The following is an 18,154-nucleotide window of genomic DNA, read 5'->3' on the forward strand; positions in this document are numbered from 1 at the left end:
GAACGCGTTCCTTGCAAAAGCTTCTGGAACCTCTGGTCCTGCGGTCGAAAGCAATTCGAAAGACCTGATCCGCATTTGCTATTTGTCGAATGTTGTTAGCTCGGCGCCGTCATTCGCCACGAAAACAACCAACATGCTCGCTGGCTCGGTCTTGCTTGCGTTCTCGCTAATCACGTGGTGTTCGCCTGGAGGCTCGAACACGCTTTCGCCGGCGTGGTAGATCTTCGCGTCTTCCCCTTCGACTTGCGACCGGATTTCACCGGAGAGTACGTAGGCGAAGACATCCGCGTCGTGGTGATGCGCTTTGGAAGCGCCGCCGGGCGGGTAATTGACGACGACGGCGGTCAGAACCTTGTTTTTGATGTCTGGCAGCTTTTCGGTGCGCACCTGTGTGACCGAGCGGCCCCGAGCTGGCGTGTTCGCGTTTTGCGACAACGCAGCGGTTGCCACGAGAACGACAACGGTCGTAAGACCGGCAAGGTGAGCCTTCCTACGGAAAGAAAAGGATAACATCGTGATCGGCTTTCTCTCAAACTGGATGTAGGGCCGTGCGACCGCTCGCCAGGCGCAGATCGTTGCGGCTTGACCGGTAGATTCGATTCTCAGCACGATGCGAGGAGCATGCTGAACGCATTTTGCGAGAACCTCATGGGCGTCTGAGGTTTAGTACTGCCTGCAACGCAGGCCATGGCCAAGAATGGCCAAAAGAACCAGACCAAGTGCTCACTGGCTCCATTGGTACACGGCGGCGCAGACCGACAATTGTTCAGTCCACGCAAACAACATTTCCAAAATAGCAATGGGCGCCGCGACAGCAGGTTGAATCTATTTCCAACCACCAGCGAATTGTGATCGCGTGCGGCCGGGCTTGGCTAACTTATGCCGGATAAGGAGACGAAATAGGCGCTGCTATGCGATTGGAGACGGTCGCGTGCGCTTGAGGCGGTCTCCGCACGCCCGACGTAAAAAGGGCGCGTTTCAATCGTTGCGTCGCTTCTTGGGCTGTGTCGGCGGGAACATTTGTGAACCCCAACAGCAAGCCCGGGCCAGTCCTGATGCGTATCCCCATTGGGGATAGCGCGTTTATCGCCAATCCCAGCGCTCGGGCCCGATTGGCTAAAGCAACGTCATCAGTATCTGCAGGCAGATGCAACACCAGGTGAGTGCCTCCCGTTTCCGCTACGTGAATCGAATCGCCCAGGACGTCTTTCAACGCTTCGACGAGGGCAAGCTTCCGCTCGCTATACAATCTTCGCATCCGCGCCAGGTGGCGGCCCAGGTGGCCCTGAGTGATGAAATCGGAGACGACCATCTGATCGAGTAGCGACTGCTGCGTAGGCAACAGTGCTGATGCTCTCTCGAACTCGTCGGTCAGCGAAATCGGAGCGACCAGGTAGCCCAATCGCAATCCGGGAAACAGAAGGTTGCTGAAAGAACCGACATGCAGCACTCGGTCGGCTCGATCGTGGGGCTTCAGCACGGACAGCGAGCGATCCGAATGATTGAAGTCGCCGTCGTAGTCGTCGTTAACAATCCAGGCCTTCGCTGCGGTGGCCCAAGAGACCAATTGGGACCATCGATCGGCCGATAGTGCAATTCCTAACGGAAACTGAGCCGCGGGCGTGACAAGAGCGAGGCGAGCTGCCGGAGCAAGTGCGATCCCGGCCGAAACGTGAATCCCATCGCGGTCAACCGGAACCGGGATGAGATCGACCCCGGCTAGTTCTAATGCATGACGCGCCGGCGGAAATCCCGGATCTTCGACCCACATCTTATCGCCGGGCGCAAGCAAAGTCCGCGCGATCAATGTCAGGGCGCCCAGGAATCCCGCGGTAATAAACACCTGGGTTTCGCTGGATGAGATACCGCGAGAGATGGTCAAGCGATTCGCTATTGCCTGCCGCAAGGGCGCATAGCCGCTTGCACCCTGATAGACCATTTTTGAAAACGAGAGAGATCGCGCATGACTCGCCGCCAGCCGCGACCACAGCTTGCGTGGAAATGCATCGAGTGCCGGCAGGCCCATCTGGAAAAGCCGCGGAGCTCGGGCAGCTTCCGAAGCTAGCCCGGGCAGCAATGGGCGCGGCGACCGAGCCGGCCGCCGCGGAGTTTCGCCGACAGGACAGGATCCAATACGCGTGCCTGCGGCTCCTCGGCGGATCACAAACCCCTCGCTGGCGAGGATGCTGTATGCAAGCTCGACCGTCGTGCGAGAAACCGAGAGCTGGGACGCCAAGCTGCGTGAGGATGGCAACTGTGTTCCCGGTGGCAGAGACCCCGTCGCGATCGCTCGTTTGATGCGGACGCAGAGTTGCTTGTGAAGGGGCATATTTTTTTGAGGATCTACCCGAAGACTGACGAGCTTCGGCTCCGGCATGCGTCTATCCATGGACTGCTCGCTTTGAATGCTCATGGTCCGTGTACCACGAAACTGGCCGCGCCACATGCATCATAATGCACGATCATCAAGCAACATGCAATATTATGCATGGTCAAACTGGATGTCCCCGGGTGAACGCTCTTGGCCGACGACCAGCGCAAAATGCTGTCGTCCCTCCTTCTCATCGCCAAGTGGCCCTGCTCCAGGTGCAGTGTTCCACCTGGATAGAGGACGCGCTGCAGTTAACGCTCGCCCTCTCTTCAAACCGAGGGTTCGGGCCCCCGGTGAACGAGTCGGAGATCGACTAACAACGATCCGCACGTCACTCGTAGGAAGGCAATATAGCGGGCGCAGGAGCAATGCGGAGGCGAATTCGCCGGCGCCCCAGACGCGCCTCCGCGTTACCCGAGGTCGCCGCCGGCCACGGGCAAGACGCTTCCGGTGACATAGCTTGCTTCGTCGGAAGCCAGGAACAGGATCGGCGCCACCTGTTCGTCGATTGTGCCGTATCGCTTGAGGAAACTGGAGTCCTTCACCTGCTCGACGACTTCGGCCATCCAATCTTTTTCTTCCGCGGTATCGCCCTCGGCATTGCGCGGCACGCGTCGTGGCGGAGCTTCGGTCCCGCCGGGTGCGGTCGCGACGACGCGGATGTTGCGCGAAGCGTATTCCATCGCCAGGCTCTGGGTGATCGCGTTGATTCCGCCCTTCGCCGCCGAGTACGGCACCCGGTGGATGCCGCGCGTCGCGTTGGACGAGACGTTGACAATCGTGCCCCACCCCTGCACGAGAAATTGCGGGATCACCGCGTGGCAGCACCACAACGTCGGCATCAGCGAACGCCGGATCTCCGCTTCGATCTGCCACGGCTCGAATCGGTCGTAGGGCCGCATGCGGATCGCGCCCCCGACATTGTTGATAAGGATGTCGATGCCCCCGAAAAGTCTGACGGCTTCGGCCATGGCCTCGGCGGCGCCGTCGTAGGTTTCGAGATCGCACACGAATCCACGCCCCCTGGCACCCGCTTCCGACGCGACGTCACCCACGAAGTCCGCACGATCAACGAAAAGCACGTTGCCGCCTTCCGCCGCGGCCCGCAACGCGACGACGCGGCCAATGCCTTGCGCAGCACCGGTCACGACCAAATTCTTGCCTGCGAAACGGCCAGTGAAGATCATGCCGCCACCGCTTCGGTCGCCGAGAACTTCTCGTAGAAGAAGTGCGAGGGGTTTACCCCCTTCTGCGCGAAGAAGCCCCTTACCGCCTCGACCATCGGCGGCGGACCACACAGATAGACGTCACACTCGCCGGCGTTGAGGTGTTCGTCCGCGAGATGCGCCGTCACGTAGCCCTTCAGCGGATGGACACTATCCGGGTCGGCGACGCAGGTCACCCAAGTGAGGGTCGGCAGTCGCTCGGCGAGCGCATTGATCCGTTCGATCTCTACCAGATCACCGTCGTTCGTGACGCCGTAGATCAGGTGCACCGGCTGATCGATGCCGTGGTCCGCGAGGACTTCGAGCATCGACAGGATGGGCGCCAGGCCTGTACCGCCGGCAAGCATCACAACCGGGCGATCGACCGCGCGCAGGAAGAAGCTTCCCTGTGGACCGACAAACTTCATCCGGGTGCCCGTCTTGGCCTCTTTGGCGAGCCAGCCGCTCATCAGTCCGCCCGGCACGTTGCGGATCAAAAAGCTCGCTTCGGTCGCACCCACTTTCGAACTAAAGGAATAGGAACGATGTTCGCTGGTCCCCGGCACCGCGAGGTTGACGTACTGACCGGGCAGGAACCCGAGCGTCTCGGGCTTGTCGAGCTTGAGCTTGAGGATGATTGTGCTCTCGGAGACAAGTTCGACAGAGCTCACCTCCCCGCCATGTTCGGCGGGCTTTACCTTGCAGGCGCTCGACGGCACCGGCACGGCGACGACGCAATCCGAGGAAGGCACCATCTGGCAGGTGAGAACCACCCCGTCCTCGGCCTCGGCTTCACTCAGGGCGTCTTCGAGATACTCGTCGCCGAGATCATATTCGCCCTGCTCGCAACGGCACTTGCAGGTGCCGCAGACTCCATCCGAGCAGTCCATCGGAAGGTTGATCTTGTTGCGATAGGCTGCGTCCAGGACCTTCTCGCCTTCATTGCAGTCGATGAAGCGGGTAGCCCCGTCCTCGAAGTTGAGTGCTACGCGATAAGTCATGTCTACTCTCCGGATGGCCCGACGAGCGGCGTCAGATGTGATAGATGTCGATGACCTGGTGGATGTAGTCGCTCTTGAGCACGACCTTCTTGGCCAGGATCCGGGGTTCTTTACCGCGCGTATCCAGCGTGTAGAAGGCGGCGCCGAAGAAGCTGTCGGTCTTCTTGTAGCGATGGCTCAGCGTGTACCAGTTGAAGCGCAGGTCGAGCTCGCCATCGCGCTCCTCCACAATCTCGATATTCGAGATGTTGTGGCTGGTTCGCGGCTCCGGCGTGCTGGCGCCGGAGCGTTCGGTCTTGATCCGGAAGACGCGGTCCTCCAAACCTTCCCTGTTGGGATAGTATATCAGCGAGATATGACGCTGCGGATCGTCGACGAGTTGGTCGTCGTCATCCCACGACGGCATCCAGAAACTGGCCTTGGGCGAGTAGAGCTTGATCCACTCGTCCCATTGGCGGTCGTCCAGGAGCCTCGCCTCGCGGTAGAGGAAGGCGCGGACCTGCTCGATGTCGAGTTTTGCGAGTGAAAGGGTGCTGGCGGTGGCGAGGGTCATGCCGCTTCTCCTTGCGTCTGGACGGCGTCGGCCGTTTCACGGCCTTTTCGCAAGATCGCCTCGCGCAGCGACTTGGCCCAGAATTCATGCTGGCGCACGAACAGCCCTTCGTCCTCGCTGCGCTCGCCGCTCAGGAGCGGCTTCAGTCCGATCGCCTTGGCGTTTTCGTCCGGACCGTCGATCCAGTGGACGGCGCCCCGGCTGAGGTCGTTCCAGAGCTCACCGGCGCCGACATAGGCCGTCTGGCACGCGCGAAATTCCTCCAGATCGTCCGGTGTGCCCATTCCGGAGACGTTGAAGAAGTCTTCGTACTGTCGGATACGGGTCGCCCGCCCCTTGGCATCCTCGCCCCTGGGGGCGAAGCAGTAGATGGTGACCTCGGTCTCGCCGACGCTGATCGGCCGTACCACACGGATCTGCGTCGAGAACTGATCCATGAGGTAGACGTTGGGGTAAATGCCGAGATTGCGGGTCTGGCCGACAATGAAGCCGGCGCGTTCCTTGCCGAGGCGGGCTTCAAGGTCGTCTTTGTGATCGAAGAGGGGCCGGACCTCGGGATTGAGCAAATTCGTCCAGAGCAGGATGTGCCCGTTCTCGAAGCCGTAGACGCCACCTACACTCTTGGACCATCCGTTGGCATCGACCGTCTTGGTGCCCTCGTTCTCGTAACTGCGATGCCCCATGGTCGCCGAGTAATTCCAGTGGACCGAGCTCACATGGTAGCCGTCGGCACCGTTCTCCATCTGAAGCTTCCAGTTGCCGTCGTAGATGTAGGAGGAGTTTCCGCGGAGCACCTCGATTCCGTCGGGCGCTCCATCGACGATCTGGTCGATCACGGCCTTCGCGCCGCCGAGATGCTCCTCGAGCGACACGACGTCTGCATTGAGGCTGCCGAAAAGGAAGCCTCGATAGCTCTCGAACCGCGGGACCTTCGCCAGGTCGTGCGAGCCGTGAGCGTTGAACGAAGCCGGATAGTCGCCGGTCTTGCCGTCTTTCACCTTGAGGAGCTTGCCCGAGTTGCTGAAGGTCCAACCGTGGAATGGGCAGGTGAAACTCCCCTTGTTGCCGTGCTTGCGCCGGCAGAGCATCGCTCCGCGGTGAGCGCAGGCGTTGATCATCGCATGGAGTTCGCCCGTTTTGTCGCGTGTGATCATGATCGGCTTGCGGCCGATCCACGTGCTGAAATAGTCGTTGCTTTCCGGTATCTGGCTTTCATGCGCCAGGAACACCCAATTGCCTTCGAAGATGTGCTCCATCTCGAGTTCGTACATCTCGGCATCGGTAAAGATGTCGCGGCGGCACCGGAACAGTCCCCGTTCCTTGTCTTCGACCACCGCGCCGTCGATGCGCTCCAGAAGTGTCGTCATCGCTTCCTCTCCGCTTCGTTTTCGTTATCGCGCCAGTTGCGTACCAAGGCTCAGGCGGCCTCGGCGCGTGGCCGGCTGGAAAGGTGCTCGTCGGCGCCGCCGGTGGCACGCTGCAGCTGGAAGTCAAAATTGATGTAGGCGGTGTCGCCCTGGCGCTGCGGGACCGGCAGTAGACCGTCGCGGGTGGCGAAGGCAAAATCGTCGGCAGCATGCGGGTCGTCACCGAAATTGATCTGGGTCGTCAGCTTTCGGTAGCCGGGCGCCTCGATGAAGAAATGGACGTGCGCCGGGCGATGACCGTGGCGACCGATCGCCTTCATCAGGGTATCGGTAGCTCCGCCGACAGGTACCGAGTAGCCGTTCGGCATCTTGGAATGGAACGAATACTTCCCGTCCGGGCCGAGCTTGATCCGCGCGCGGTTGTTGAAGGGCGTCTGTTCGCGCGTCGGGTCGAAGTGCGAGTACCAGCCCTGCGAGTTGGCGTGCCAGACATGCAACACCGCGTCCTTGACCGGTTCGCCGTCCGGACCAGTGACGCGGCCTCTCATGTAGAGGCTGCCGGTCTCGTCGGGATCCTTAGTCAGGTTAACGTCGCCTTCCTCGAGTGGGGCGCCGGCCACGTACAGCGGTCCTTCAATGGTACGCGGCGTGCCGCCGGTAAGGCCGACTTCCGCGTCCTTCGCGTCCATGAACAGATCAAGGAAGTGCTCGAGACCCAAGCCCGGTACCAGAAGGCCAAATTCCGGCGCACCTTTCTGCAGAAAGTTGACGGCGCTCCAGAATTCGTCCTCGCTGATATCGTGGCGGACGATGATCTCCGCACAAGCCTCGACGAGGTCGCGGAATATAGCCTTCAGACGCGAATCCCCGCTGGGCTGATCGAGGCCTGCCGCCTTGTCGAGCAGTGACTGTACTTCCGCGGTCTTCACGAAGCGCGTATCCATGTCGTCTCTCCCTTGGTTTTAGGTCCGCTTGCGGACGTTCGTCGTTCCAGGTATTTCAGCGGTCGTCGTCGTGAACCGAAGACGGATGTCGGCAGAGCGGCGTCACCTTCATTTCCATGAAAGGATAGAGCGGCAGGCTTGTCAGGATGTCGTGAAGCTCGGCATTGCTTTCGACATCGAAGATGCTGACGTTCGCGTAGAGGCCGACGATGCGCCAGATGTGGCGCCACTTGCCGGCGCGCTGCAGTTCCTGGAAGCGCTCTTTTTCGCGCGCCTTGAGGCGCTTGGCCTCTTCCTTGTCAAAGTCCAGCGGAATACGGATGTTCATCTCAACCATGGTGAGCATGGTTCAGGCTCCGAGTGCTGCGACCACGTGCAGGGTCGGCGCCGTGCGATCTCGACGAAAATGGGCGATCTTGTCCTCGTCGAGCGCGATGCCAAGCCCTGGCCCCGTGGGCACTCCCAGCGAGAAGTCGGCGTAGTCGAGCGGCTCGGCGAGAATTTCCTCCGTAAGCAGCAGAGGGCCGAACAGTTCGGTCCCCCAGGCGAGCTTGGGAAACGTCGCGAAGAGATGAGCGGACGCCGCCGTCCCGACCCCCGCCTCGAGCATGGTGCCGCCATAGAGACCGATGCCCGTAGCGTCGGCGATGGCGGCAACGTCGCGACCGGCATGCAGTCCGCCGGACTGCGCTATCTTCACCGCGAATACGCGGGCGCTGGCGCTGGCGGCAACACGGAACGCGTCGCGCGGACCGTGCAGCGCTTCGTCTGCCATTAACGGGATTCGGTGCCGCGCCGACAGACGCGCCATGGCGGAAAGTGCGTCGCGCGCGACCGGCTGCTCGACCAGATCGCAACCGGCATCTTCCAGCATCTTCATACCGGCATCGGCCTGCGCCTCGTCCCACCCCTGATTGACGTCGACGCGGATGCTGCCCCGGTTTCCTATAGCCCTCTTAATCGCCGCAACGTGCGCGACATCGTCGGCCACACTGCGCTTACCGATCTTCAGCTTGAAGATCGAATGCCGCCTGGCCTCGATCATCGCCTCGGCTTCCTCTATGTCCCGCGCTGTATTTCCGCTCGCGAGCGTCCAGGCGACCGGCAGGCGGTCGCGTACGCGCCCTCCACCGAGCAGTTCGGAGACGGGTACGCCGAGCCGCTTGCCGGCGGCGTCGAGGAGCGCGGTCTCCACCGCGCACTTGGCGATATGGTTGCCGACGACGCTGCGGCAGATCTTCGACATCGTCTCGGCGACGCGAGACACGTCGCAGGTCTTCAGGACCGGCACAATGTAGGTATCGACCGCGAGCTTGATGCCTTCCGGACTTTCGTCACCGTAGCTCAGACCACCGATCGTGGTGCCCTCACCGACCCCGATGACCCCGTCAGAGCAGGTGATCCGGACCAGAACCACCGCCTGGCTGCGCATCGTAGCCATCGCCAGGACGTGCGGCCGGATCGTGGGCACATCAACGATTAAGGTATCGATCTGGGCAGCTTTAGTTGTCACAGGCGCGTCCTAGATTTCGAATTTCTTGGCTGAAAACTAGGTGCCCGCGGCAAGGACGGCAAAGACCGATTGGGTTTACATACTATACCATTAAGGTATAATGCACCATGGACCTCAGGCAGCTGCGATACTTCGTGACGCTCGCCAACGAGCGCAACTTCTCGCGCGCGGCTGACCGGCTGCATATCGCGCAGCCGCCGCTCAGCCGACAGATCCAGCAGCTCGAAGGCGAAGTTGGAGCTGAACTGGTCGACCGATCGTCACGACCGTTGAGGCTCACCGAACCTGGGCGGCTATTCTACGAGCAGGCGGTCCAGGTGCTGTCGCGCGTCGAGGAGATGCGCACAATGATGAAGCGCGCACTCAAGATCGAGAAGAGGCAGTTCGTCATTGGCTTCGTAGGCTCGGTTCTCTACGGACACCTGCCAGAACTCATCCGCGAATTCCGGCGCGCCGCGCCCGAGGTCGAGCTGCATCTCGTTGAACTCGTCAGCCTTGAGCAGATCGGCGCCTTGAAAGAGGGGCGGATCGACGTCGGCTTTGGACGCGTACGCTTCGATGATGACGAGGTCCGGCGCATCATACTCCGCGAGGAGCCCTTGATGGCCGCCTTGCCGGTCGATCACCCTCTGGAGAAGCAAAGCGGCCCGGTGTCGCTCGGGCAACTCGCGGACGAACGCCTCATCCTCTACCCGCGCGCGCCACGTCCGGGCTACGCAGACCAGGTGATCGCGCTGTTCCACGACCGCGGGCTCGAGCCACGCATCGCGCACGAAGCCCGCGAGCTGCAGATCGCTGTCGGCCTAGTCGCAGCCGAAGAAGGCGTCTGCATCGTTCCCGTCTCGGTACAGAAATCGCGCATCGAAGGCGTGCGCTACAAGCGGCTAGTAGAGCCAGCTACCTCGCCGATCATCATGAGTTATCGTCTCGGAGACAAGATGCCCGAGCTCGGTTTGATGGCCGACGTGATTGCGCGCATGTACGAAATCTGGGGCTATGAGGTTCCCGACGCACTGCATCGATTCGACACCTCCGGACTGTAGCCGCTCTCGGGCTTGATCGGGCAGATACCGCGTTACGCTATGGAGTTTGGGTCCTGCTACCCGCCACCGGCCTCCAATCTCATTGGGCTTCCATTTGATGTACCCACAAGATCCGGGCGATCGGGGAGGAAGTCGCGCCTCACGCGGCAGGTTTGTCGCGAGACGAGTACGGTCTCTGCGATAAAACCTTTCTGGTTGGGAGAGCTGTAGGCGGCTAGTCAGCGCCCTTCGCGCTGATCATCCGAACGCAATCGTTCAACATCGTGCCCCAGCGCACAAAAGCGTAGTTTTTGGTGCCCAGGGAGGGAATCATACGCAACCACCGACACGACGAACCGCTGTTTGTCCTCAGTATGGTGGCGTGAGCGCTTGGGCTGGTAGCGGAGTTTTCGGCCAGTCGGACGTTGAGCCGAGCGCAATTGCAGTTAGACTAGCCGATCCGATTGGGACGATGGCGTCGGGCCTATCCGGTAAACATCCAGAGTTGCTCGCTCGCCATGTAACCGGCCAGCAACAAAGCGCCGAACGCCACGATCAGCGCCGCGGCGCCGAGCTCGATCGCACTCATTGCGAGCGTGCCAAGTCCGGCCCGCGCGCTCGCAATGCGGCTTGCGAGCTGCCGCGCGCTGATGGCAGCCGTTGCGATCGCGGCCACCGTGACGGCCGTTCCCAATCCCATGATCAGCGTCGCACCGACACCGGTCCAGAACAGGTCCTGCGCCAGCGCGAAGATGAGCACGATGATCGCGCCGGAACATGGCCGCAGTCCGACCGCAACGACCGCCGACAAGCCACGCTGCCAGCCGTCCGCGCCGGCAAGCTCGGCTGGCTCGGGCCCGTGGGCGTGCCCAGGCCGATTCGTGATGGTCTCCATGCTCGCAACGAAAGCCGTGCACGTGGGTGCACCCATCAACCTGGCATTGACCACCACGCATGGCCGTCGCGCCGAGGCGCCGGTCAGGAAAGGTCTTGCCGCCTTGAGCTGCAGCGAAGGCCAGGACGGGTGTCTGGCGCCACGTCAGTTCGCGGCATGCGAGAAGGAAGCCGCGGCCTTTGACGTAGAGCAGACGCAGCCCAATGCTGATGACCAGCACGTAGCTGACGATCTCGACGAGGTGCACAGTCAGGCCGATCGCCTTGGCAGTTGCGCCAAGAAGAACCGCCGCAATTGCCACGACAATGATGGCGACGACGGATTGAATGCCTGCTGACACAAAGGACAGAACAACACCGCGGCGCCAGGTCTCTTGGTTGGCGACGAGATAGGAGGAGATCACAGCCTTGCCATGGCCCGGCCCGACGGCATGGAAAACGCCGTAGACAAAGGAGATGCCAAACAGGCTCCACATCGCCGCTCCGTTCTGCTTGCTCGCTTTGACGAAGCCGGACAGCGAACGGTAGAAGGCCGCCTGCTCGGCGAAGATCCAGCCGATGAAGCTCGAAGAGATTCGCATTGCTCCCAGGCGCCCAACGGGCTCGTCAGCGCTATGTCGTCGAGAAACGACCACTCGAGGCTCGAGAAGACTGGCCAAGCCCCCCTCCCCTGCGCCTCACGTCGTATCATTGGCGGCCCCCTTGAACGTCCCGCTTCTCCATCCATATACCATCCAGACAGATGGAGCCTGGATGAAGCCATGACTAGTAACGTCCGCGAAATCCGGCCGAAGGCGTCGGACTCGGAAAAAATCACGATCAATCTTGGCTTCGTTGATCTCGGTCAGGTCGACTTGATGGTCCAGGAAGGATTTTACTCGAACCGGACCGATTTCATCCGAACGGCAATCCGCAACCAGCTCGAACGTCATGCCGACGTGGTCAAGCAGTCCACGGTCCGAAAGAGTTTGGATCTCGGGCTTCGGCACTACAGCCGCGAGGATCTCGAAGCGGCGCGGCGGGCCGGTGAGATGCTTCACATCAATGTTCTGGGCCTTGCCACCATCGCCCCAGACGTGACGCCCGAACTCGCTCGCGCGACGATTGCCTCGATCTCCGTGTTGGGGGCCCTGCACGCCAGTCCCGCCGTCAAATCCGCTCTCGCCGACAGAACAAGGTAAAGCCATGCTGAAATTGGACATCGTTCGCGAAGCCACACGCCTCACGCGTTCGGGCCAGCTCGTCGAGGCCACGGCGCTGCTCCAACGCATGCTTCGGGGTGAGCACACACCGGACATCGCCGCCCACACCACACAACGCTCTACCGCGACAAAAAGAAAGCCGCCGATCATCGACGCCAAGCCAAACGTCACGGCGACGAGAAGTCCGCGTCGCACGGTCCGTCCGCCGTTGGATCTCGCCAAGAACCTCCCTGGGCTTGGCCTCGGAGGGCCGCTGCGGCGCGCCCCGCCGTCCATGGCGGACATAGTCCCGGACGGCACCCGCTTCGTCGAAGGCAGCTACGGCAACGCCGCGGGAAGCCGCACGTACCGGCTCTTCATCCCCAGCGGCTATCATGGACAGGCCATTCCGCTGGTGATCATGCTGCACGGTTGCACGCAGTCGCCGGAGGATTTCGCCGCGGGCACGCGGATGAACTTCATCGCCGAAGAACAGACCTGCTTCGTGGCCTATCCCGCACAGCGGGCCGAAGCAAACCATGCGAAATGCTGGAATTGGTTTCGTCCAGCCGACCAGCAGCGCGGCGGCGGCGAACCCTCGCTCATCGCCGGCATCACCCGCCAGATCATGCGCGACCATTCTGTCGATCCGCAACGCGTCTACATCGCCGGGCTCTCGGCCGGAGCTGCGGCTGCCGCCGTGATGGGATCGACGTACGGCGATCTGTACGCGGCAGTCGGCATCCATTCCGGGCTTGCCTGCGGGGCCGCCACCGATCTGCCCTCGGCGCTAGTGGCCATGAAGCAAGGCGGCGGGCCCGAGGCGATGCCGGCCAAGGGTCCGCCCGTCCCGACGATCATCTTTCATGGCGACCGCGACAAAACGGTGCATTCGAAAAACGGTGATCGAATCGTGCGGCAGTCCATCGGTGGGACGAGCACGACGGCGAAGGTGCAGCGCGGACGGGTGCCGCGAGGGCATGCCTACACTCGTACGGTCCATGTCGACGCCGGCGGACGCGGAGTCCTCGAGCACTGGGAGATCCACGGAGCCGGACACGCATGGTCGGGGGGCAGCCCCGCCGGCTCCTACACCGATCCGGACGGACCGGACGCAACGAGAGAAATGCTGCGCTTCTTCCTCGAGCATTAGCTCCCACAGGGGCGGAATCGAGGTGGCATCCGCTTTTCATCTCGGTGATAGGGAGCAGAGCTCGCAATCGTTCTCCATCGAACGGGAGCCCGCCGGCGCTATCAGGTCTTCGGCTTCTGTTCCGCTGCAGCCTCTCGAGCGATCCGCTCCGACTTCAGGCGCTCCCGGTTTGCATGGAATGCCTGTTGGTCGCGTTCATGCTCGGAGACCGGTGCCTCCGCGCGCGTGTCGCGAAACACCTTCTGGGCCTCCCGTTGGGCCGCGGTCGGCGTCATCCGGTCTGATGTGCGATTGTTCATTGCTCCCTCCTTCGGGCGCAAACGGTCCTTGCGCTATGTTGCGCATTCGGACCGCCAACCTTGGGGTAGGTTTTCCCCCGGCGGGGCTTTTGGGGGCCAGGGGCATGGATTCGACTCTTCGCGAAGCCATTCGTTCCAATCCCCTGGTGTCTCGAAGATTACGCCGACTTCCGCTGCGCCTCGGCGGGCTTCTTCGCCGCCGCTTCCTTCGCCGGCTTCTTGCCCTCGATCGACATCAGCATTCCTTCTCGCCGGCTGCCGCCTTGTGCGGCTTCTTCCGGGTTGGCAGCCTTCGCAAGCGCGGCCTTCTTGCTGACGGATCGGCGCAGCGCCTCCATCAGGTCGAGGACGTTGGTCGCGCGCGGCATCCCGTTGGCCTGTTGGCGCAAATTTATCGCCTCTTGCGCAAGACGGTACTCGAACGTCGATGATTGTTTCAGGATAGGTTGGACCGACATGCTTCGAGCTCCGCTGTAAGGTTGAGCGGTAGCGCCCCTTTATCTACGACACAGCCAGAGCTTTGTTCTATTTCCTCGCACAGGATGTGCAAACTAGCCCTTGAGGGTTTCGCAGCTGGGTAGATCACTCGTCGCCTTTGGACCTCTTATCAGAACGATCAACGCGGTCCGCTCGAAATTCCTCAGGCCCGTCAAGCAGTCGCTGCTTTCTCGTCGATTGGACCTTGGAGCTTGCCGAGGCGTCAGCTCTTTCATCTATCGCAGTGCCAGCCAAGTGAACAGCACGCTTGCGCTGCCGGCCCACGCGACGACCTTTAACATCCTCTTGCGTCATCCTACTGACTCCCTGAGTTGGAGCTATTTGGAATGCAACGAACGGCAGCCATGAAACTCAGCAACCACGGCAAATATTTTTTAGCTTCGCTGCAGTGCGAGCTTCTTCCGCAAGGAAAGGATCCTTATCGAGCGAGGATGAGTCGGTACTGCTGGCGGAGGGCTTCCTCGCTTTTGGAGGAAAGGCTGCGTCGTAACAGGACAGGCGCGCGCCGGTGCTCTCGATTGAACGGCAATTCGGCTCCGCCGCAAAAGCCGCTGGTACTGTACCGAACGCTGACGCGAGAAAAAGCGCGGCTGTATACATACCTGTTCGAGCCATTGTCATGCTGAACGCCCTTCTATTTGATGTCTGCTCGATCGGGTTTTGCCGGGCCCAAGTTCGAAAGCGGCTTACCTGGGGCCACACCAGCCCTTCCGATTTCCACTTGCCACGTGTCAGGTCCCTGCTACTTCTTCTTTGCGGGCCCCAAATCAGGTTGCCAAGCGGCATCTTTCCGGCTCGGCGCCGCGGCGATCACCTTCGCCTTTTCCTTCTTCGGCTTCTTGGCTTCCCGATTGCCGTGTTGCTGGCCCTTCGCCATGTCACTCTCCCGTGATGGTTCGAGTTCGTCGAGTTCGTTCGGCTGCAACACTCGTCCGCGGGGCGTGCAGACTCTGACGTCCATGTAGCCTTCGCGCAGAAGTTCTCGCGCAAGTCGCAATGCGACCTTCGCCGTGCCGCGGCCGATATTGGAGCTGCCATATTCGTTGGTACCACTGACCAGATACAACACGCGCGTTGGCCTACCCATTGAAGATAGCGGCCGCGCACACAAGAAGTAGAAGGAACAGCGGAACAATCACCGGCGGCACGATCCAGTCAGAGATGCGACCACGCGACATCGAACGCTCCTGCAAACCCTTTGGCGGGAGCACACGTGACCCTCAGTCACCGGTCGAAGCCGTTAGAAGTGCGGTGATGCCAGCGACCCTACGCCAGTGCTGAACCAATAGCGAGGGCTAAGTGCTGTGCGGGTGCCCGCTCCGCTGTGACATCTTCGTCTGCGGGCAGGTCACAATAGTGCTGGCTATTGCCGCGCGAGCGGCGCATGGTCGCGACTGCCAGCATCGGTTGGGGCTTCACTTGCGAAAGGCAGCGGGCATGACCATCCGCTCGCGGCGAGAAACCGTCACCTTCAAACATCCGTTCCGCATCCGCGGCATCGAGCGCGTCTTGCCAGCCGGCGCTTATGAGGTCGTCACCGATGAGGAGACGATCGAGGGGCTGACGTTCTCAGCCTATCGCCGTATTGCGACAATGATCACCGTGCCCGCTGAAAATCGGCTGCGGAACGATGGAGATGTTGTCGATCGGCTCGATCGATCTTGCGAACGCACAAGCTGCGGACGCGAGTATGGTCCATGACTGACCTGCCGTTCGATCTCGACAAGCGCCGCGGCATGGCCGCGCAGAAGGCCACCGACCTGCGCCGCGCCTTGGCTGACGTCGAGGCAAGTCTCCGCGAGGTCCGGGTTCGCGAGACTGATCTCGAAAACCGCATGATGACCGTTCCTGCGGCGTCCTGGCCGGAGGCGGCTGTGAAGGCGCGCCATCTGCTCAACCTCTATGCTGCAAGCCTGCCTGCCGAGGATACGCGCCACCGCGCACTGGTGGCAGCGCTATTCGACGATTTCGCCCGGCTGTCGGGCGAGAGCTGAGGCGAGCGTCGGCCGCCTCGATTCTCGGTCCGACCGGGAAGCAGGGCCACGGACCGTGACTGGTGGCACGCCGGTCCTGGGTCCCGACTGCGCAACTGGAGCGAGCCGCGAAGTTGACCTGCGAATGCCGGACATGCCTTCGAATCCTCTCGCGCTGGCGCCGACATTCTCTAAAAGGGCGCTCATGATGATCCGATATTTCTTCGATATCAGAGACGATCAGGAGCTCTACCCTGACGAAGATGGAATAGAGTTTTCTACGCAGCGAGAGGCCGAGATGGAGGCGGCTCACACGTTGGCAGGATTGGCACGTGATTTGGCGGGTCAGGAAGACCGCCCGGACGTTGCAGTCGAGGTTCGAACGGAGGCGGGCCGCCTCTTTCAGGCGGCACTGATCTTCGAAGCCAATAGATCCAAGTAACGGAGCTCTCCTTGTTGCGCGCTTGGACCGTGAGGGATTCTGTTCCGCGCTTGAGGTGGCAGTTGCATTGCCAACTGGCGCTCTGGTGATCAACAGACGAGTTCGTCGGTCCAAACCTTGAAGCTGAGTAAGGTGTTGGGTCCGAATGTCTGGGTGATTGGAACGTCGGCGGCATCGCGGCCCTGTGCGATTAGCACGCGACCGATGCGCGGAATATTGTTGCGAGGATCGAATGTGTACCAGCGCCCGCCGATATAGGCTTCGAACCAGCCGGCAAAATCGCCAGCGGCATATGGAGGTGCCATGCCAATGTCACTGAGATAGCCCGTGCAGTAGCGCGCGGGAATGTTCATGCAGCGGCAGAACGCAATAGCCAGATGTGCATAGTCCCGGCAGACGCCTTTGCCTTCGTTGAACACCTCCCAGGCAGTCTTGGTGGGGCGGGCGTGTTCGTAGCCGAAAGCTATGTGGTTATGGACGAAGTCGCAGATGCCCTCGACCCGTGCCCAACCAGACGCGGTCTTCTCGAACAACTTCCACGCCACGGCGGTAAGTCGGTCGGTCTCGACATACCGGCTGCCGAGCAAATAGACGATGGTGTCCGGAGGAAGATCTTCCACCGCATGTTGCTGCGCTGATGGTACGATGAGGTCGGCCAGACCGCTATCTCGTACGATGCCGTCCGCTGTGAGGCGCATGCGGCCGGCGGGCGCAACAAGACGGCTACACCAATTTCCGAAACCGTCGCGATAGGGCGTGATCGGTACTGACGGCTCACTGACAAGATGATCGGGCACGACGATGTCGGATGCCCGCGTGAAGTGGGTGCCGACAACTGCAATCAGCGGCGTTGGTTGCGGAAAGTCGTAGATCATCTCGAAGCCAACGCGGATTTTCATGGGATTGGCTCCAATGAGACGATTGAGAACGTCGCATGACCTGTCTGCGCATCGTCACCGACGAATGCCGCGACCGCTCAGGTGCGAATGGTATGACATCGCAGCTACGATCGCCAGCAGCATGCTCGTTTGCGATGGACCAACCGTCCAATACCTGACCGGAACCCATTTCCAACTGAGGGCTTTCTAAAGGATGAAAATGCGATCCAGAGTGAAACCCATGTCGGTTCAGCCGGTGCAAGACTGGCTGGCCCAGCCGGTGTCCGACAGGGCGTCCTATCAGGGCGCGCGTCGCACCGTGAGTGAAGCCGACGCTGACATTCTGAGGAAGCGCGCATTAAAGAAGCAGCGCGCGTTGATCGGCACCCTCAATAAACGTGCGCGACCATGAGAGAGTTCAAATGTCCTCATTGTGGGCAGCTTTCAGCTTTCGAGGACTCCGAATGCAATCGGTGTAAGCAGCGCTTGATGTTCGATCCTGAGAATATGGCAATGGTCGGCGCGGAAAGCGCCCTGGAATGCGTCAACCGAAACATCATCGGTTGCAATTGGTGTGCTGTTGCCTCGGCTCCCTACTGCCTGTCCTGCTCCCTGACCCAGGTCATTCCTACCACGCAAAATTCCCATAACGTGTTCCTGTGGACGCGCGTGGAGGAAGCAAAGCGCAGACTGATCTACGACCTGCGAAGGCTCCGCCTACCCATCGCATCCGCGGGTGGATTTCAGCTGGCATTCGAGATTCTGTCCGACGAGCATGGACCGGTCCTGACCGGGCACGAATCCGGCCTGATAACAGTGAACCTTGCGGAGGCCGACGATGTGCAGCGCGAGATCAGGCG

21 protein-coding genes and 2 pseudogenes are annotated in these 18,154 nt (G+C 61.2%); 8 read left to right on the forward strand and 15 right to left on the reverse strand.

Annotated elements, in window-relative coordinates; genetic code table 11:
* Positions 1–78: 78 nt before the first annotated feature.
* The 9 genes from BM222_RS34045 to BM222_RS34085 form a co-directional block, all read right to left on the reverse strand.
* Positions 79–609: a cupin domain-containing protein gene (locus BM222_RS34045; protein WP_244547362.1), complete on the reverse strand. Its 531-nt coding sequence runs from the start codon at positions 607–609 to the stop codon at positions 79–81.
* A 268-nt stretch (positions 610–877) separates the two neighbouring features.
* On the reverse strand, positions 878–2,446 hold the full coding sequence (gene pdxR / locus BM222_RS34050) for a MocR-like pyridoxine biosynthesis transcription factor PdxR (protein WP_502690979.1): 1,569 nt from the start codon (positions 2,444–2,446) through the stop codon (positions 878–880).
* Between the two features lie 335 nt (positions 2,447–2,781).
* Positions 2,782–3,558 (reverse strand): benzoate diol dehydrogenase BenD, encoded by a 777-nt coding sequence (gene benD / locus BM222_RS34055; protein ID WP_092238527.1) that lies wholly within the window; start codon positions 3,556–3,558, stop codon positions 2,782–2,784.
* Complete coding sequence (benC, locus tag BM222_RS34060) at positions 3,555–4,577, reverse strand: benzoate 1,2-dioxygenase electron transfer component BenC (RefSeq protein ID WP_092238530.1); 1,023 nt, start codon at positions 4,575–4,577, stop codon at positions 3,555–3,557. The genes benD and benC overlap by 4 nt, the downstream gene beginning before the upstream one ends.
* Positions 4,578–4,608: 31 nt before the next feature.
* On the reverse strand, positions 4,609–5,130 hold the full coding sequence (gene benB, locus BM222_RS34065) for a benzoate 1,2-dioxygenase small subunit (RefSeq protein WP_092238533.1): 522 nt from the start codon (positions 5,128–5,130) through the stop codon (positions 4,609–4,611).
* Complete coding sequence (locus BM222_RS34070) at positions 5,127–6,497, reverse strand: Rieske 2Fe-2S domain-containing protein (protein WP_092238536.1); 1,371 nt, start codon at positions 6,495–6,497, stop codon at positions 5,127–5,129. The genes benB and BM222_RS34070 overlap by 4 nt, the downstream gene beginning before the upstream one ends.
* Positions 6,498–6,547: 50 nt before the next feature.
* A complete protein-coding gene (locus BM222_RS34075) occupies positions 6,548–7,441 on the reverse strand; it encodes a dioxygenase family protein (protein WP_092238539.1) in 894 nt (297 codons plus the stop codon).
* Between the two features lie 55 nt (positions 7,442–7,496).
* Entirely contained in the window at positions 7,497–7,787 is a 291-nt protein-coding gene (catC, locus tag BM222_RS34080; RefSeq protein WP_092238542.1) for a muconolactone Delta-isomerase, read from the reverse strand.
* Between the two features lie 3 nt (positions 7,788–7,790).
* Complete coding sequence (locus BM222_RS34085) at positions 7,791–8,954, reverse strand: muconate/chloromuconate family cycloisomerase (protein ID WP_177243621.1); 1,164 nt, start codon at positions 8,952–8,954, stop codon at positions 7,791–7,793.
* A 107-nt stretch (positions 8,955–9,061) separates the two neighbouring features.
* Here BM222_RS34085 and BM222_RS34090 point away from each other — a divergent pair, with 107 nt between their 5' ends.
* On the forward strand, positions 9,062–9,997 hold the full coding sequence (locus tag BM222_RS34090; protein ID WP_092238545.1) for a LysR family transcriptional regulator: 936 nt from the start codon (positions 9,062–9,064) through the stop codon (positions 9,995–9,997).
* Between the two features lie 463 nt (positions 9,998–10,460).
* On the opposite strand, the gene BM222_RS43165 is transcribed toward BM222_RS34090, so the two are convergent.
* Both BM222_RS43165 and BM222_RS43170 read right to left on the reverse strand, forming a co-directional pair.
* Entirely contained in the window at positions 10,461–10,871 is a 411-nt protein-coding gene (locus tag BM222_RS43165; RefSeq protein WP_349509895.1) for a HoxN/HupN/NixA family nickel/cobalt transporter, read from the reverse strand.
* Positions 10,872–11,004: 133 nt separating this feature from the next.
* Positions 11,005–11,451, reverse strand: a pseudogene (locus tag BM222_RS43170) (nickel/cobalt transporter); the annotation flags it as partial.
* Positions 11,452–11,631: 180 nt separating this feature from the next.
* Between BM222_RS43170 and BM222_RS34105 the strand changes: the two are divergent.
* Together BM222_RS34105 and BM222_RS34110 are read left to right on the forward strand one after the other, a co-directional pair.
* The gene (locus BM222_RS34105; RefSeq protein ID WP_092238551.1) at positions 11,632–12,051 is read left to right on the forward strand and encodes a ribbon-helix-helix domain-containing protein; all 420 of its coding nucleotides are present in this window, start codon (positions 11,632–11,634) and stop codon (positions 12,049–12,051) included.
* Positions 12,052–12,055: 4 nt separating this feature from the next.
* Positions 12,056–13,204, forward strand: a complete 1,149-nt coding sequence (locus tag BM222_RS34110; protein WP_092238554.1) for an extracellular catalytic domain type 1 short-chain-length polyhydroxyalkanoate depolymerase — start codon at positions 12,056–12,058, stop codon at positions 13,202–13,204.
* Positions 13,205–13,305: 101 nt separating this feature from the next.
* On the opposite strand, the gene BM222_RS34115 is transcribed toward BM222_RS34110, so the two are convergent.
* The 3 genes from BM222_RS34115 to BM222_RS42500 form a co-directional block, all read right to left on the reverse strand.
* Positions 13,306–13,503, reverse strand: coding sequence for a hypothetical protein (locus BM222_RS34115; protein WP_027559961.1), 198 nt, complete (start codon positions 13,501–13,503; stop codon positions 13,306–13,308).
* Positions 13,504–13,661: 158 nt separating this feature from the next.
* Complete coding sequence (locus BM222_RS34120) at positions 13,662–13,961, reverse strand: hypothetical protein (protein WP_143106142.1); 300 nt, start codon at positions 13,959–13,961, stop codon at positions 13,662–13,664.
* Positions 13,962–14,743: 782 nt separating this feature from the next.
* Complete coding sequence (locus BM222_RS42500) at positions 14,744–15,070, reverse strand: hypothetical protein (protein ID WP_244547364.1); 327 nt, start codon at positions 15,068–15,070, stop codon at positions 14,744–14,746.
* A gap of 368 nt (positions 15,071–15,438) precedes the next feature.
* On the opposite strand from BM222_RS42500, the pseudogene BM222_RS34135 reads away from it, so the two are divergent.
* The 3 genes and pseudogenes from BM222_RS34135 (at position 15,439) to BM222_RS34145 (ending at position 16,416) form a co-directional block, all read left to right on the forward strand.
* Positions 15,439–15,706 (forward strand): annotated as a pseudogene (locus tag BM222_RS34135) (hypothetical protein).
* Positions 15,699–15,995, forward strand: a complete 297-nt coding sequence (locus tag BM222_RS34140) for a hypothetical protein (protein ID WP_092238560.1) — start codon at positions 15,699–15,701, stop codon at positions 15,993–15,995. Before BM222_RS34135 ends, BM222_RS34140 begins: the two are co-directional and overlap by 8 nt.
* Positions 15,996–16,119: 124 nt before the next feature.
* Positions 16,120–16,416 carry a DUF6894 family protein gene (locus BM222_RS34145; RefSeq protein WP_502690982.1) on the forward strand — a complete coding sequence of 99 codons (297 nt, stop codon included), beginning with the start codon at positions 16,120–16,122 and terminating at the stop codon, positions 16,414–16,416.
* An 89-nt stretch (positions 16,417–16,505) separates the two neighbouring features.
* Here the strand turns inward: BM222_RS34145 and BM222_RS34150 are convergent, their stop codons facing one another.
* Positions 16,506–17,315, reverse strand: a complete 810-nt coding sequence (locus BM222_RS34150) for a transglutaminase-like domain-containing protein (protein WP_092238563.1) — start codon at positions 17,313–17,315, stop codon at positions 16,506–16,508.
* 220 nt (positions 17,316–17,535) lie between these two features.
* Between BM222_RS34150 and BM222_RS41510 the strand changes: the two genes are divergently transcribed.
* The gene (locus tag BM222_RS41510) at positions 17,536–17,706 is read left to right on the forward strand and encodes a hypothetical protein (protein ID WP_177243622.1); all 171 of its coding nucleotides are present in this window, start codon (positions 17,536–17,538) and stop codon (positions 17,704–17,706) included.
* The coding region (locus BM222_RS34155) for a putative zinc-binding metallopeptidase (RefSeq protein ID WP_177243623.1) at positions 17,703–18,154 on the forward strand (452 nt) is incomplete at its 3' end. The genes BM222_RS41510 and BM222_RS34155, both read left to right, overlap by 4 nt.

It is taken from the genome of Bradyrhizobium sp. Gha (assembly GCF_900113735.1).
In the GTDB taxonomy this organism is placed as follows: Bacteria; Pseudomonadota; Alphaproteobacteria; order Rhizobiales; family Xanthobacteraceae; genus Bradyrhizobium.